At 46.8% G+C, this 14,321-nt stretch carries 12 protein-coding genes; 7 read left to right on the top strand and 5 right to left on the bottom strand.

The features are described from left to right. Positions 1 to 12: 12 nt before the first annotated feature. Complete coding sequence (locus H8S84_RS16755; protein WP_187068516.1) at positions 13 to 741, bottom strand: hypothetical protein; 729 nt, start codon at positions 739 to 741, stop codon at positions 13 to 15. A gap of 241 nt (positions 742 to 982) precedes the next feature. Here H8S84_RS16755 and H8S84_RS16750 point away from each other — a divergent pair, with 241 nt between their 5' ends. Then, complete coding sequence (locus tag H8S84_RS16750) at positions 983 to 1,192, top strand: heavy-metal-associated domain-containing protein (protein WP_187068515.1); 210 nt, start codon at positions 983 to 985, stop codon at positions 1,190 to 1,192. A gap of 131 nt (positions 1,193 to 1,323) precedes the next feature. Then, positions 1,324 to 1,884, top strand: a complete 561-nt coding sequence (gene mug, locus H8S84_RS16745; protein WP_187068514.1) for a G/U mismatch-specific DNA glycosylase — start codon at positions 1,324 to 1,326, stop codon at positions 1,882 to 1,884. A 331-nt stretch (positions 1,885 to 2,215) separates the two neighbouring features. Here the strand turns inward: mug and H8S84_RS16740 are convergent, their stop codons facing one another. From H8S84_RS16740 to H8S84_RS20235, 4 genes are all read right to left on the bottom strand, one after another. Next, positions 2,216 to 3,763, bottom strand: coding sequence for an N-acyl-D-amino-acid deacylase family protein (locus H8S84_RS16740; RefSeq protein ID WP_187068513.1), 1,548 nt, complete (start codon positions 3,761 to 3,763; stop codon positions 2,216 to 2,218). Between the two features lie 92 nt (positions 3,764 to 3,855). Continuing rightward, positions 3,856 to 4,464, bottom strand: a complete 609-nt coding sequence (gene pncA / locus H8S84_RS16735; RefSeq protein ID WP_187068512.1) for a bifunctional nicotinamidase/pyrazinamidase — start codon at positions 4,462 to 4,464, stop codon at positions 3,856 to 3,858. A gap of 169 nt (positions 4,465 to 4,633) precedes the next feature. Beyond that, the gene (gene pncB, locus H8S84_RS16730; protein ID WP_230407228.1) at positions 4,634 to 5,902 is read right to left on the bottom strand and encodes a nicotinate phosphoribosyltransferase; all 1,269 of its coding nucleotides are present in this window, start codon (positions 5,900 to 5,902) and stop codon (positions 4,634 to 4,636) included. Positions 5,903 to 5,910: 8 nt separating this feature from the next. Then, positions 5,911 to 6,042, bottom strand: coding sequence for a hypothetical protein (locus tag H8S84_RS20235; protein WP_262890241.1), 132 nt, complete (start codon positions 6,040 to 6,042; stop codon positions 5,911 to 5,913). Between the two features lie 91 nt (positions 6,043 to 6,133). Between H8S84_RS20235 and H8S84_RS16725 the strand changes: the two genes are divergently transcribed. The 5 genes from H8S84_RS16725 (at position 6,134) to H8S84_RS16705 (ending at position 14,319) form a co-directional block, all read left to right on the top strand. Beyond that, complete coding sequence (locus H8S84_RS16725) at positions 6,134 to 7,216, top strand: efflux RND transporter periplasmic adaptor subunit (RefSeq protein WP_187068511.1); 1,083 nt, start codon at positions 6,134 to 6,136, stop codon at positions 7,214 to 7,216. Then, positions 7,213 to 8,472, top strand: coding sequence for an ABC transporter permease (locus H8S84_RS16720; protein WP_187068510.1), 1,260 nt, complete (start codon positions 7,213 to 7,215; stop codon positions 8,470 to 8,472). The genes H8S84_RS16725 and H8S84_RS16720 overlap by 4 nt, the downstream gene beginning before the upstream one ends. 376 nt (positions 8,473 to 8,848) lie before the next feature. Further along, positions 8,849 to 9,541 (top strand): ABC transporter ATP-binding protein, encoded by a 693-nt coding sequence (locus H8S84_RS16715; RefSeq protein WP_394368003.1) that lies wholly within the window; start codon positions 8,849 to 8,851, stop codon positions 9,539 to 9,541. A 520-nt stretch (positions 9,542 to 10,061) separates the two neighbouring features. Then, positions 10,062 to 11,261 carry an anhydro-N-acetylmuramic acid kinase gene (locus H8S84_RS16710; RefSeq protein WP_187068509.1) on the top strand — a complete coding sequence of 400 codons (1,200 nt, stop codon included), beginning with the start codon at positions 10,062 to 10,064 and terminating at the stop codon, positions 11,259 to 11,261. A 49-nt stretch (positions 11,262 to 11,310) separates the two neighbouring features. Then, positions 11,311 to 14,319, top strand: coding sequence for a SusC/RagA family TonB-linked outer membrane protein (locus H8S84_RS16705; protein WP_187068508.1), 3,009 nt, complete (start codon positions 11,311 to 11,313; stop codon positions 14,317 to 14,319). Positions 14,320 to 14,321 lie beyond the last annotated feature (2 nt).

The following is a 14,321-nucleotide window of genomic DNA, read 5'->3' as shown; positions in this document are numbered from 1 at the left end:
ACTTGGTTGGGGCTAGATCTTTATCTTCAAATGCTTATTTATGTCTGAATATTTGTACTTCAATTCGAGTACTGGTGTTAAGTTCTTGATTGCGTTCGGCAAATAACAAGATTCAACTATCTCTAAATGTTTTTGATGTAAAGCAAAACTTGAAAGTTCTGATGATGTTTCGCAGCCATTGTAATATTCAAGTGCCCATTCATATGTTGCTGAGTCAAGACCTGACTCCGTGTCAAGAAGCATTTTCTTAAGCTCTTTTCGCTGTTGTTCGTATTGAGCCTTTTTATGTTTAAGCACCAGTTCTCTGAAGCTCCCTTTGGTATCAATTACATCTCCTAAGTCCAGAGCCTTACCTGTCAACGTTGAGTAATTGAAGTACTCTGTCCAACTGCTGCAATAGGCTCCGCAACCTTCGGTACTTATATTAAGAGAGAGTATCCCTTGCTTGTTGTAGGTAACCTGAAAATCGAGGTAAACTATTCCTTCTGCTGCCCAATCAGCGATCGTTGAATCTATGGAAGCTTCGGGAAACTCGTTGTGGGTGAGCTTATTCTTTATATCATTGTTTATCAAAAAATCTATTCTTTTGTCACCAGTTCGTACTATCGGATAATTCATCCTTTCATACTGTAGGTCTACAAATCGGGGTGACAGAGATACTTTTAAAGTGTCTACCTGTACACCTTGCCCGAAGGAGTGTAGCGCAACAAATAATAAAAGTGTTGTTATTATTTTGTTCATTTAAGTTTGCCCAACTAATATTTTATAGGAATACCTCCTCTTGCTTCACACCAAATATAGCAGATAAACGGAATAGCTATTCCTTTTGTATTCCATAATTTATGGGAGGCTACTATTCACGTAGCCATCATTTACATCCAGAAAATCATACAAAACTCAAACAGAATTGTGTAACAGACCTGGCCACCCCATACGCTACCTTTGTCATGTTCAATAAAGTATAACCAATAAGAAATAGAACATGAAAGAATTACAATTCAAGACCAATATTAACTGCGGAGGCTGTGTGTCTAAAGTTACACCGGCTCTGGATACCGCTGAAGGGGTGTGCGAGTGGAGCGTGGATACTACAAACCGCGATAAAGTATTAACAGTTAAAACAGACTCTCTTACTGCCAGCGAGGTGATTGCCACCGTTGAAAAAGCCGGTTTTACGGCAAAGGAGCTGTAAATAATTTACATAAAGTACAAGGTAAAACTCTGAACATCAAGCCGTGCTGCCTTCTGGATAAGGTGGTGCGGCTTCTTATTTACTAAGTGAATAACAGAACCGAATATAGCTGCTGCCAGTAAAAGAGAGTTATGCAAACGCTTAAGAAACCAACCAAACAAGAACTGGCAGCTGCATCGGGAAGAACTTTGCCCGATATAATTGCCCCTGATCTGAAAGTGCTTTTCTGTGGCATTAACCCCGGCCTTTACACCGCTTTTACAGGACATAATTTTGCCCGGCCAGGCAACCGCTTTTGGCCGGCTCTGCATGCAGCTGGTTTTACGCCCCGGCAGTACAGTCCGGAAGAGGATAGTATGTTGCTAGAGCTTGGTTTCGGCATCACGAACATTGTAGATCGTGCAACAGCCAATGCGGCAGAATTGTCGGCAGCTGAACTGATAGAGGGTGGCATTAACCTGGTGGAAAAAGTGATCGAGTATCAGCCACGAGTGCTTGCGCTGTTAGGTATTTCAGCCTATCGTGAGGCTTTTGGAAAGCCTTCTGCTGCTGTTGGCTTGCAAGACCATGCCATTGGAGAAACAAAATTGTGGGTACTGCCTAACCCCAGCGGCTTAAACGCACATTTCCCGCCTAAAGAACTGGCAAAAGTATACAGCGAGCTTCGGGTTTATGTGGAGGAGATGGGGTGATGATATCTGAATCAGGATTTACAGGATTAAAAGATTAACAGGATTTCATGCAGTATCTGGTCCAACCACCCCTGCCCCTCCTTATCCAAGGAGGGGAGTTCTGCTTTTACGCTTGCTTACATAGCTGTTCTGTAGCTATTGTATAACACCCCTTCCAATAAATACTTGATAGGATGACAAAGCAAAATAGCTTTTATAATTGTGATAGCAGATGAAGCAGGAAGTAAAAACTCCCCTCCTTGGATAAGGAGGGGCAGGGGTGGTTGGACCCAGTAGCTTAATCTAGTAGGTAATTCATAAAACGGGAGTACGTTTTTAAAAACGCAAACACCTATTGTTTCTTCAGCACCACACCCATTCTACCCTCACTAAACTTATCTCCCTCCTTTACCACCTGCCCATTTACAAGTATAAACTGAAAGCCGCTGGCGAGTTGGTTAGGCTTATCGAAGGTGGCATTCTCTTTAACAGCGGCCGGGTCGAAGAGCAGGATGTCGGCTTTGTAGCCTGGCTTTATAAGGCCACGTTTATAAACACCAATGGTCAGGGCAGGAAGGCCGGTCATTTTTCGTACAGCTTCAGGCAGCGTTAGCAGCTGCTTTTGTACCACGTACGTTTCGATGATTTTGGCAAAGGCGCCGTAGCTTCTGGGGTGGCTCATTGTTGGGCTGCCGTCGGTGCAGATCATCACGTAAGGGTTCTTAAGAAACTCCTCCTGCAACGCCTCATTCATGATAAAGTAGGCGCCGTCTGCTCCGTAAGGACCGATATCATCCAGCAAAATTTCCTCAAATGGCTTGTTCATTTCTTTAGATAGCTGCGCCAGCGTTTTACCTTTATAGGGGCCAGATCCGATAAGCGTAGCCTCCGGGCCGTTGCGCAGGTTTACCCTGTTTCGGAGGTAAGTTGCCAGTTCATTTCTTCTGCTTTTCAGAACCTGGCTATAATCGTTTGGCTGCTTGGCCCAATCCGGGAAAAGTATGCCGATGGTGGTGTAGCTGGCGGTGTAGGGGTAAAAGTCTGCCGTTACGTTGGTACCGCTAGTTCTGGCGCTATCCAGCAGTTGCAGTATTTCCTGAGCACGCGCTTTGCCCTTGCCATATACCACTTTTATATGCGACACATGTACCGGGCAATATTTACCCTGCTCCAGCAGCTCACGGATAGAGGCCTCTACAAACTTGTCGTCCTCGTTGCGCATGTGGCTCATGATCATACCGTTTTTGGCGCCTACAACTTTAGCTAAACTGTTGAGCTCTGCGGGGCGGGCATAGTAGCCGGGGTTATACTCCAGGCCTGTTGTCATGCCAAAGCTACCTGACTCCATAGCGTCTGCCAATAGTTTCTCCATAGCTGCCATGTTTGTTGCCGACGGAACAGAATCATACTTGGTGCCGGAGAGCATGCGCAAGGTATTATGGCCTACAAACATGCCTACGTTCACGGCAGGCCGCTTTTGCGTTACCGAATCCATCCACAGGCTCAGGTCGGCCTGCTCCGGGCTGAACCCATCCTGCCCTAAAAAGATGGTGGTCACACCCATAGCCAGAAAATTGCGGAGCTCCGGCGTCTGCAGCGGGTTGCCGTGTGCATGCGGATCGATGAAGCCAGGGGTAAGGACCAGGCCGCGGGCATTAATGGTTCTTGTGGCAGTATACTTAGCGGTTGTATCTCTGTCAATCTTTGCAATAGAGTCTCCGCTGATAAGCAGGTTAGCTGTGTAAGATGCCTCGCCAGTACCATCTACAATCATAGCTTTTTCCACCAGCAGATCATACTGTACCTGTTCCTGGTTTTTGGAGTTGAGGCAGGAGGAGAAAGCGGTAGCCAGTAATGCAAAAGCTGCTACTTTATTTGCGGTTCTATAGAGTCTCGTCATACTTAAAGATAATATTTATACTTTAAAGCGTATAGCCGGTAACTATACTTTTTACTTTGCCTGGAAAGCCAAGCGGTTGCAACGGTTATACTTTACAGCAGCAGGCTGCTTTGGATGATGCTTCCGCCTTTGCTCAGGATATCGGCCTTTGCCTGCTCAAAACCTTCGGCACTGATCGGACGTGTGGCATCCTCGATAAAACATACTTTAAAACCTTCGTGTAAGGCGTCTTTTGCCGAAAAGTATACACAGTAGTCTGCAGCCAGGCCAGCCAGATATACTTCCTGAACCTGTTTGCCACGCAGGTAATCTGTTAATGAGGTTGATTTTAAGCGGCCATTGTCATAAAACCCACTGTAGCTGTCAATTTCCGGGTTCATGCCTTTCCGGAAGATAGCCTCTACTTTGTGCATGTCAAGCTGCGGGGCAAACGCTGCCCCGGTTGTGCCCTGGATGCAATGGTCCGGCCACAGAACCTGCTCCATGCCATGCAGCTCTGTAACATCGAATGGCTGCTTGTTCTCATGGTTGGAGGCAAAGCTTTTGTGGTGTGCAGGGTGCCAGTCCTGTGTGGCAACTATAAGATCAAATTGCTGCTGCAGCTGGTTTACCAAAGGTATAATCTGATCACCTTCCGGGACAGCCAGTGCGCCACCGGGAATGAAATCGTTTTGTATGTCGATAAGCAATAGTGCTTTCATGGTAGGTTTGTATAAAGTATAATTTCTGTTAAAATGATTGACCCACCCCTGGCCTCTCCGAGGAAAGGAGTTTTACTCGTGCATGTAATTCCCCTCCTCGGAGGGGCCAGGGGTGGGTTTCTATGATAGATGGTAATATAATAACCTGGTATGTTGTGACCCAGGTTGGCTACTCAATATTCAAAATAGTCTTCGCCAGCTTTATCACCTCTTCCTTACCCGTATACTTGCCACGCTCATCAGACAGTTTTACCACCGGCATCCACTCCAGATCTTCGGGTTGGGTTTCAGTTAATTTGATTACCATATTCATAGGCGTAAGTCCTACATCGTTGGTAAAGTTGGTGCCAATACCAAACGAGATGCCAATCTTGCCTTTGCAGAACTCCGCGATGCGGGCCACTTTTTCATAGTTCAGCGCATCAGAAAAAACAATGGTTTTAGCACGCGCGTCAATTCCCATACGTTCGTAGTGGCTGATGATCTTCTGGGCAAATTCAATCGGGTCGCCGCTGTCGTGCCTTACACCGTCGAACAATTTGCTGAACATCTTATCGAACTGGCTCATGAACACATCAGTTGTATAGGTATCGGAGAGGGCAATGCCCAGGTCGCCGCGATATACCTGCACCCAGTGCTGCAGCCCCAGCGTGTTGGCCATCTTAAAGCCATACCTTGCCGCATGAAACATAAACCACTCGTGGGCGTGCGTGCCAATTGGCTTTACATTGTTTAACCGTGCCAGGTGCACATTGCTGGTACCTACAAAACTGCCGGTGCCATACTTTTTCAGCGTCTCCACTATTAGTTGGTGCACATGGTAGGAGTGCCTGCGGCGGGTGCCGAACTCTGCAATCGCCACACCCAGTTCCTTATAATTCTCGATCTTCTCCCGGCCCACGCTAATCACACTTTCATCAGTATCGCGTTGCAGTTGACTTAAGGGATAGTATAGTTCCGAAATTAACGCCATCAACGGCACCTCCCAAAGTATAGTGCGATACCAGTAGCCTTCAATGGTAAGGTGCAACTGGTTGCCTTCCTGACTTATACTTACCTCCGAGGGGTCGTAGCAGTAGCCCTGTAGAAAATCGAGGTAAGTCGGGTCGAGGTAAGGGCAGGTGGCAGCAAGGTATTCTTTCTCCTCCTTTGTTAAGTGAAGGTCTGCCATCGCATCCACAGCCTTGCGCAACGCATCTGCAAAACCATCCGGGAATGGATGTTTGCCCCTGTTTATGAATTTGTAGCGTGCCTTTGTTCTTGGGAAGAGCTTTACCACGGCGTGTTGCATGGTAAATTTATAAAAGTCGTTGTCAAGTATGGATGGTAACGTCGGGATGTGGTTTGTCGGCATAGCGGACTTGTTGTAAGGTATATATGGGTGCTGCCCTAAGTATGGTCTGTTTATACTTTGCAGCAGCACAAACTGTTGAGGCAAGGTATAAATTATCTGCTAAAGATACCTGCCCCTTGCTGCACATCGATACCGGATATAATTTTCCAGAGGTGCTTGAGTTTACGGTTTGAGAAAGGCCACACAGAAAGAATTTTATACTTGAAAAGTATGATTATAATCATCAATATTGTTGCAGTTATAGTATAAGTTGAGTGTACAGCTCGTCCTAACTTGCGGAAATAAAGGGTTAAAGCTAAAACAGACATCGCACCTATGAAGCCATATTTCCTCTTCGCCCTGATCCTGGTTATACTTGTCGCCTGCAAAGGAGAGCAGGAAAAGACCCAACCTACGGTAGAAGATATCTCTGAATCGGTGTATGCCTCGGGTGTGGTAAAGAGCCGCGACCAGTACCAGGTTTTTCCGACGGTAAGCGGCGTGATACAACAAATATTTGTGACCGAGGGGGATGTAGTAAAAAGAGGTGAACCTCTGATAAAACTAGACAACGAGGCTGCCCGCCTTAGTACCGAAAATGCCCGTATTGCTGCAGAATATGCCCGTGTAAGCGCCAACGCCGAAAAACTTAATGAACTGCGCGAGGCCATTAACCTGGCTCGAAGCAAAAAGCAAAACGATTCGCTGCTGCTGGTACGCCAGCGCAACCTGTGGGCCAACCAGATAGGCACTAAAGTAGAACTGGAGCAACGGGAGCTGGCTTACAAGAACTCTTTAACAGCATACAAGTCTGCGGTACTTCGCTACAACGACCTCAGAAAACAGCTCGACTTTGCGGCAAAGCAATCGCAGAAGAACCTGCAGATAAGCCAGACGATGTCGGAGGATTATACCGTGAAAAGTGAGACAAACGGCAAAGTATACAGCGTTCTGAAAGAGCAGGGGGAACTGGTAACGCCTCAAACTCCTGTGGCAGTAGTGGGAGACGCCGATGAGTTTATACTTGAGCTGCAGGTAGATGAGTATGACATTGCGAGGGTAAAGCCGGGGCAGCAGGTGCTCCTGAACCTGGACAGCTACAAAGGTCAGGTGTTTGAAGGCAAAGTATACAAAGTGAACCCAGCCATGAACGAGCGTACCCGTTCCTTTACCATAGAGGCCAGTTTTGTAACCACACCACCTGCTCTTTACCCTAACCTTACCACCGAAGCCAACATCATCATACAGGAAAAGAAAAACGCCCTTACTATACCGCGCGAGTACCTGCTGGATGGCTCGTATGTGATGACAGAAGGTAAAGAAAAAGTGCCTGTAAAAACAGGGCTAAAAGACTACCAGAAGGTAGAAATTGTGAATGGCATTTCGAAAAATGACGTGCTACTGAAACCGGTCCGATGAACAGCAAGCTGATAGTTGGCATAGCAAAGTCGTTGCTGTTGGCCCGCTGGCGCCAAACGCTGGTAGCGGCCGTGGGCGTAACTTTTAGCATTGCCATGTTCATCACGCTGCTCAGCTTTATGAACGGCCTGAACGACATGCTGGATAGCCTCATCCTGAACCGCACGCCGCATGTGCGCCTTTACAACCAGATCAAGCCCAGCGAAAACCAGCCTGTTAATGCCTCCGCCGAGTTTAAGGACTCCTACAACTTCATAAGCTCTGTAAAGTCGGGTATTACGCGGCAGGAAATCTACAACAGCGGCCCTATTATGCAGGCTGTTAAAGACGACTCACGGGTGTTGGGTGCTACGCCGAAACTGAACACGCAGGTGTTTTACAACGAAGGCACCATCGACATATCAGGCTCCATAAGCGGGGTTGATGTGGAGGAGGAGATGCGGCTTTTCAACTTTGAGGACTACGTAACGGCAGGCAATGCCATTGATGTGAAAAACGTTGCCAACAGCATTATACTTGGCAAAGGCTTAGCGGATATTCTGGTGGCTGATATCGGAGACGTGGTGCAGGTAACTACGGTGCAGGGCGAACGGTTTTCCTTAAAAGTGGTGGGGTATTTTCAGTCGGGGATACAGGAGATTGACAAAGTACAAAGCTATGCCTCTATTGGCACCGTGCAAAAGCTGCTGGGCAAGCCGAACAACTACATCACCGATATACAGGTAAAGCTGCACAACTTGGAAATGGCACCAGCTGTCGCACAGGAGTATAGCCAGTTGTTTAACATCGACGCCGAAGACATACAGACAGCCAACGCGCAGTTTGAGACAGGCAGCAACATACGTTCGCTTATTTCATATTCTGTTGGGGTGGTGCTGCTCATCGTGGCAGGCTTCGGTATTTTCAACATCCTGAACATGATGATCTATGAGAAGATGGACTCCATTGCCATACTCAAGGCTACAGGATTCTCGGGTAAAGACGTAAACCGCATCTTCCTCCTCATCTCGCTGAGTATCGGTTTTTTCGGAGGCATCGTCGGGTTGGTCATCGGTTTCGTTTTCTCTGTTATCATCGACAATATTCCCTTCGTGACGGCAGCCCTACCTACTATCAAAACTTATCCCATTAACTACAGCCCAATATATTACTTTATAGCTGGTTCGTTCTCTCTCATCACCACATACTTTGCAGGATTCTTCCCGGCCAGAAAGGCAAGCAAAGTGGATCCGGTAGAGATTATCAGGGGTAAGTAAAGACCGGTGATTAAGGAGGTTAAATAAAGGGGTAGGATTTATTCTGGTGTTTGTGGGATAGAGATTTATACTTGTAGGGACAGGTCGAGACCTGTCCGGGGAACGGCAGAAGCTATGAAACTTTTACCTCTACTAAAGCAATGGCGTAACGTCCCCCTTTGAAGGGGGCTTAGGGGTACACCTGCGTAACTCCCGTCCTCGGAGGGGTTGGGTAAATTGGCTTAAGCAAGTGTAGTAGCAGTTTGTCATTTCGAACACATGTGAGAAACCTATCTAGAATTAATAAAGAAGGACTTCTAAAAAAATCTCTGCTATCGTCGAGATGACAAAAAGCTCAAGTTGATAGCATTGGAAGATAAGTAGGTTATACCATAAAATGAGCACAAAAATGCAGGAAGTTATACTTGAGGCAAGACATATAAACAAGTGTTTCCACGATCCGGTAACGGTGCAGGTGCTGCATGATATCACCTTTACCATAAACAAAGGAGAGTTTGTGTCAGTAATAGGCAAATCCGGTTGCGGAAAATCCACCCTGCTCTACATCCTCTCTACCATGGATACCGACTATGAGGGCGAGTTGCTGATCGATAGGGAGCTGATGTCAGGCAGGAGTGATGTGGAGCTGGCACGTATCCGCAACGAGAAGATAGGTTTTGTATTCCAGTTTCATTACCTGCTAAATGAGTTTACGGTGCTGCAAAACGTGATGCTGCCGGGCATGAAACTGGGGAAGTATAGCCAGGAAGAAATCGAGCACCGGGGCATGGAGCGGCTAAAGATGCTAGGCATTGACCACCTTGCCAAAAAGATGGCTTTCAAAATATCAGGCGGCGAAAAGCAGCGCGTGGCCATTGCCCGTGCCCTGATAAACGACCCGCACATCATTATGGGAGACGAACCCACGGGCAACCTCGACATGAAAAACAGCGATATGGTGTTCGATATCTTTAAAGAACTCGCCGAAGTCCACAACCAGACCCTGCTCATTGTTACCCACGACCAGAGCTTTGCCGAAAGCAGCGGCCGCATCATCGAAATGGAAGACGGCAAAATCATCAGGCATTAAGTATAGGTGAGTAAAGTAAAGCTGTCTTGATTCTTGATGCATTGTAAATTTAACAGCCTGCATTTATACTTTTAGACTTCACCTTTTCTGTCATCTCGACGATAGGAGAGATCTCTTCTAAATTCAATTTTACTAATTCTAAAAAGATCTCTCACGCTGTTCAAGATGACAAATTCTTTAAGTAAGTAGTCTCGCGGTTAAAGACCAAGTTCACAGTAGCGGGTAAAACATCTGCCTTATAATTACAAATAACGACTTTTCATTATACATCAGTTTATACTTCTCTATAACTGCTACAAAACCAAAAGCAGCTTACAAATTTTACTTTGCACCACTGAAAGTATAGCTAAGTAGCTGGTCTTTAAGGTTTAAATTTTTATTCTCAGCAGCAGTGCGAAGTATAAATTCCTGCAAACAATCACGACCATTTCTGAGTTGCTACGTTTAGTTCTAAATAGTCTGGAATTTATGTGCCCGCTTGTTTATACTTTTGGCAAAGTATAAACCTATAAACAGAACTATGAACGATAGCCTGAAGCACCTGTTCAGTATAGCTAACAAAGAAAAAAGAACCATCATAGGCCTTATGTCCGGTACCTCGCTGGATGGCCTTGATATTGCGCTGTGTGAGTTTACCGGCCACGGTACCCAAACCCAACTGACACTACGCGAGTTTACCACCATGCCTTACGACACTACCTTTAAACAAGAGGTAAAAGCAATTTTTTCGAAGCGCCAGGTAGACCTCGAAAAGGTATGCTTGATGAATGCCTATATCGGTAGTTTCCATGCGGAGCTTATAAACCAGTGCCTGCAACAGTGGGGCGTTAACGCTGTAGACGTAGACATTATCGCCAGTCACGGGCAAACCATTTATCATGCGCCAGCCTCACTTCATGGCATAGAAGGCATGCCAAATGCCACACTGCAGATAGGCGACGGAGACCACATTGCCGTTAAGACAGGTATTATAACCCTCAGCGATTTCAGGCAAAAACACATAGCTGCTGGTGGCGAGGGAGCCCCGTTGGCAGTGTACGGTGACTACCTGCTATTCTCAGAAAAAGGGCAGAACCGCATTATGCTTAACATAGGCGGCATCGCCAACTTTACGTTCCTACCCGGCGACCTGGACACAACCAGAATCTTCTCTACCGATGTTGGGCCAGGTAATACATTGATGGATGCATATGTACAAAGCAGGTTTCCGAGTAAATTTTTTGATGCAGATTCGGAGATTGCAAAAAAAGGCACGTATAATCATAAATTGTTGAATGCCCTGCTAGATCACCCTTTCTTTGAGCAAGGCTTTCCGAAAACAACTGGACCCGAATTATTTAACCTGGCATACCTGGAGCAGGCGCAACATAAAGCCGAAGCAACACAGCTTTCTCCGGAGGATGTAATGGCTACCCTTAACCGTTTTTCTGCAGCTGGAATCAGTGATGCGTTGTCAAGAACTTTAAAAGGGGAGAAGTTTGAAGTCTTTATGAGCGGGGGAGGAATGCATAACCCGTTGCTGATCCAAAACCTACAGGAGCTAATACCAGGCTTAAGTGTGAGAGACACCGCGGAACTAGGTGTTTCGCCGGATGCTAAGGAGGCGGTGCTTTTTGCCACGTTGGCTAACGAATGCCTGGTTGGCAAAAGGATTGATTTTGGTCCGGGGCAGACAAGAGTCCCGTCAGTACATATGGGTAAGATAAGTTTGCCCGAGTGATGACTTAAGAGCGTTTTTAACTTTTATCAACCGTACAAAATAAGTTACTATGAGAAAAATTTACTTAAGGGGGTGGGCTTGTTTCAAGGCCACCTTGCTGTGCTTCCTGCTGCTAAGCCTGGTAAACCAGGAAGCATTTGCACAGACTCGCTACACTATTACGGGTACGGTGCTCGATGCCCGTAGCAAAAGTCCGCTGCCAGGCGTGGTGGTCAGGATCAGGAACACCAACACAGCTACTGCAACCGATGCCTATGGCAAGTATAGCCTGGTAGCTAATTTACAGCCCGGTACCTATCCGCTTGTGTTTTCGCTAATTGGTTTTAAACCGGAAACCAGGTCTGTTGAGTTGGCGACATCTGAAAATGTAACTGTAGATGTACAGCTTGCCGAAGATGTTGTTGGCCTGGAAGAAGTGGTTGTAACAGGCACATCCGTAGCTACTTCAAAAAAGCAGCTGGGTAATGCCATTTCTACGGTATCAGCAGATGCCCTTGATAACACGGTGGCCACCTCTGTAGACCAGGCGCTGGCGGGTAAAGTGGCAGGTGCCCAGATAACCCAGAACTCCGGTAACCCGGCAGGTGGTATCAGTGTGCGCCTGAGAGGCCCAAGTACGATTGTGGGCTCAGGAGATCCGCTGTACATTGTAGACGGCGTAATTGTTAACAACAGTTCACCTGAACTTCTGGACCTGGGAGGCTATGCGCAAAACCGACTAGTGGATATCAACCCAAATGATATTGAGCGAATCGAGATCATAAAAGGAGCCGCTGCAGCAGCTATTTATGGATCCAGGGCAAGTAACGGGGTGGTGCAGATCTTTACGAAACGAGGTATGTCCGGAGCGCCTAAAGTGGTTGCTTCCACACAGTTCCGGGTAAGTGAGGTGCGTAAAACGTTGGAGTATAACGATTACCCTTTCAGATTTGTAAACACCACACGCACCGACCTGACACAAGAGCCAGTGGAGCGTTTTGATTACCAGGATGAAATATTCCGTACAGCATTCGGTACTGAGAACAACTTGTCGGTTTCGGGTGGCAGCGATAAAACACAGTACTTTGTAAGTGCTAACTTCCTCAGAAACCAGGGTATTATTGATGAGACACAGTTTACCCGTGGAGGTGGCCGTGTGCGCTTGGACCAAACCATAAAAGACTGGCTTAATATATCCATTGGCGCCAACTATGTCATCAGCACCAGCGAGGAGATTCCGAACGGTGGTTTAAGTGAAGCTTATGGTGCCTTAACAGGTTTTATCTTCAGTAATAACTTCATCAATCCGCAGCCTGTAAACGGTGTTTATCCTTCTACAGCGCCTACAGCCATACTTAGAAGAACCAACCCGCTAGAGGCAATTGCAAGGTTTGATTTTCAGCAGCGCACCAGCCGCTTTATCGGCGATTTTCAGGTAAATCTTACACCAATAAATGGCCTCAACATCAACTACGTGCTTGGCTACGACAATTCTACCCAAATCGCTACAGGTTTGATTCCGGTTGGTAACACAACTCCATCTTATGATAGAGGTTATTCCCGACGTGCCGACAGAACATCGTTTCAGCTTAACAACGACCTGAACGTCTCCTACAGAACAAACCTAGCTGACTGGCTGGAATCTACCACAGGAGTTGGTGCTACGGCACAGGTAGAGAAGGTATTCCGGACAGGTACTACCGCTATACAGCTTGTGCCACTGGTAAGAACAATTGATGCAGGCGCTACCATTGTAACGAGTGAAACCAGAAGTGACATTAACATACTTGGCTTCTTTGCACAGCAGACATTTGGCCTCGGCGAACGACTTTTCCTAACTGCGGCTGGCCGCTACGACGTTTCTTCTGTGTTTGGTGAGGAAGACAGATGGCAGTTCTATCCTAAAGTAAGCGCCAGCTACCTTATTTCAAACGAGGAATTCTGGCAGGGAATCAGCAATATCATACCCATACTTAAATTAAGAGCATCTTATGGTGAGGCAGGTAACCTGACAGCCATTGGTGCCTATGACCGCTACACTAACTTTAACCCGGTTGCTGCTCCTGGTTTGCCTGGCTTCGTGCCATCGTCGCTGTTAGGTAATCCTGGCATTGTACCGGAGAGACAAAAAGAGACAGAAGTAGGTGCTGATATGAGTTTTTTGGATGGCAGGATTGGGCTTGAGTTCTCATACTTTTACAAGGATGTAGAAGACCTGCTGCTGTTTATTACGCTAACGCCGTCATCAGGCTACCTAAACCAGTATGCGAACGTGGGCACCATGACTAACAAGGGCTTTGAGTTCTTGTTAACAGGCGCTCCGATCCAGAGTGAGAATATAAACTGGAAAACGACTATTACTTACTCCCGCATTGAAAATGAAGTAAACAATGTACCTGGTGGTATTTTAGCTTTTCCGGGTGGCTTTGGGCAGGTGGCAGCCGTTAACGGATTTCCACTAGGAGCTTATTATGCTACCTATTTTGCGCGCAACGCTGATGGTTCGCTGCTGTTAAACGAATTCGGGCTTCCGCAGCCTGAGCGTATTGGACGTAACCCGACAACAGGGCAACCTACCGGAGCAACTGCCAGGAAAGTGATCGGCGATCCGAACCCTGACTGGACTGGCTCACTGATCAACGAAGTGCTTATTGGTAAGAACCTTACCTTTAAAACGCAGTTTGATGCAGCCTATGGTTTTGAGGTGTTCAACTTTACCCGTCGTGTGGGTGAGCGTGACCTTTATGGCGGATTGGCTGGCTACGAGCCAGAGCTAAGAGGCGAAGTGCCGAAAGGAACATCCGCTGCGTTGTTTGGCATCTTTGAGAACTACATCGAAGACGGATCTTATATCAAGCTGAGAGAAATTTCATTGTCTTACGATTTCAGACCTGATTTTTTGAAAGGCAACAGCTTGAGACTATCACTGGCAGGCCGTAACCTGTTCTCTATTGATGACTACAGCGGCTACGATCCTGAAGTGAACGCTGCAGGACAGTCCACAGCTGTGCGCGGCTTTGATTTTGTGGAGGTTCCGATACCAAGAACCTACGCTTTAGGTGTTCAGGTATCTTTCTAAAC

Source organism: Pontibacter cellulosilyticus (assembly GCF_014306105.1).
Lineage (GTDB): Bacteria > Bacteroidota > Bacteroidia > Cytophagales > Hymenobacteraceae > Pontibacter > Pontibacter cellulosilyticus.
The sequence above is the reverse complement of the archived record's forward strand: the minus strand, read 5'-3'. Positions and strand labels throughout refer to the sequence as shown.

What these genes read in the sequence shown, in the direction of transcription:
- H8S84_RS16755 (WP_187068516.1), bottom strand. Translation starts at nt 741, where the DNA reads ATGAACAAAATAATAACAACACTTTTATTATTTGTTGCGCTACACTCC.
- H8S84_RS16750 (WP_187068515.1), top strand. Translation starts at nt 983, where the DNA reads ATGAAAGAATTACAATTCAAGACCAATATTAACTGCGGAGGCTGTGTG.
- mug (WP_187068514.1), top strand. Translation starts at nt 1,324, where the DNA reads ATGCAAACGCTTAAGAAACCAACCAAACAAGAACTGGCAGCTGCATCG.
- H8S84_RS16740 (WP_187068513.1), bottom strand. Translation starts at nt 3,763, where the DNA reads ATGACGAGACTCTATAGAACCGCAAATAAAGTAGCAGCTTTTGCATTA.
- pncA (WP_187068512.1), bottom strand. Translation starts at nt 4,464, where the DNA reads ATGAAAGCACTATTGCTTATCGACATACAAAACGATTTCATTCCCGGT.
- H8S84_RS20235 (WP_262890241.1), bottom strand. Translation starts at nt 6,042, where the DNA reads ATGATTATAATCATACTTTTCAAGTATAAAATTCTTTCTGTGTGGCCT.
- H8S84_RS16725 (WP_187068511.1), top strand. Translation starts at nt 6,134, where the DNA reads ATGAAGCCATATTTCCTCTTCGCCCTGATCCTGGTTATACTTGTCGCC.
- H8S84_RS16720 (WP_187068510.1), top strand. Translation starts at nt 7,213, where the DNA reads ATGAACAGCAAGCTGATAGTTGGCATAGCAAAGTCGTTGCTGTTGGCC.
- H8S84_RS16715 (WP_394368003.1), top strand. Translation starts at nt 8,849, where the DNA reads ATGAGCACAAAAATGCAGGAAGTTATACTTGAGGCAAGACATATAAAC.
- H8S84_RS16710 (WP_187068509.1), top strand. Translation starts at nt 10,062, where the DNA reads ATGAACGATAGCCTGAAGCACCTGTTCAGTATAGCTAACAAAGAAAAA.
- H8S84_RS16705 (WP_187068508.1), top strand. Translation starts at nt 11,311, where the DNA reads ATGAGAAAAATTTACTTAAGGGGGTGGGCTTGTTTCAAGGCCACCTTG.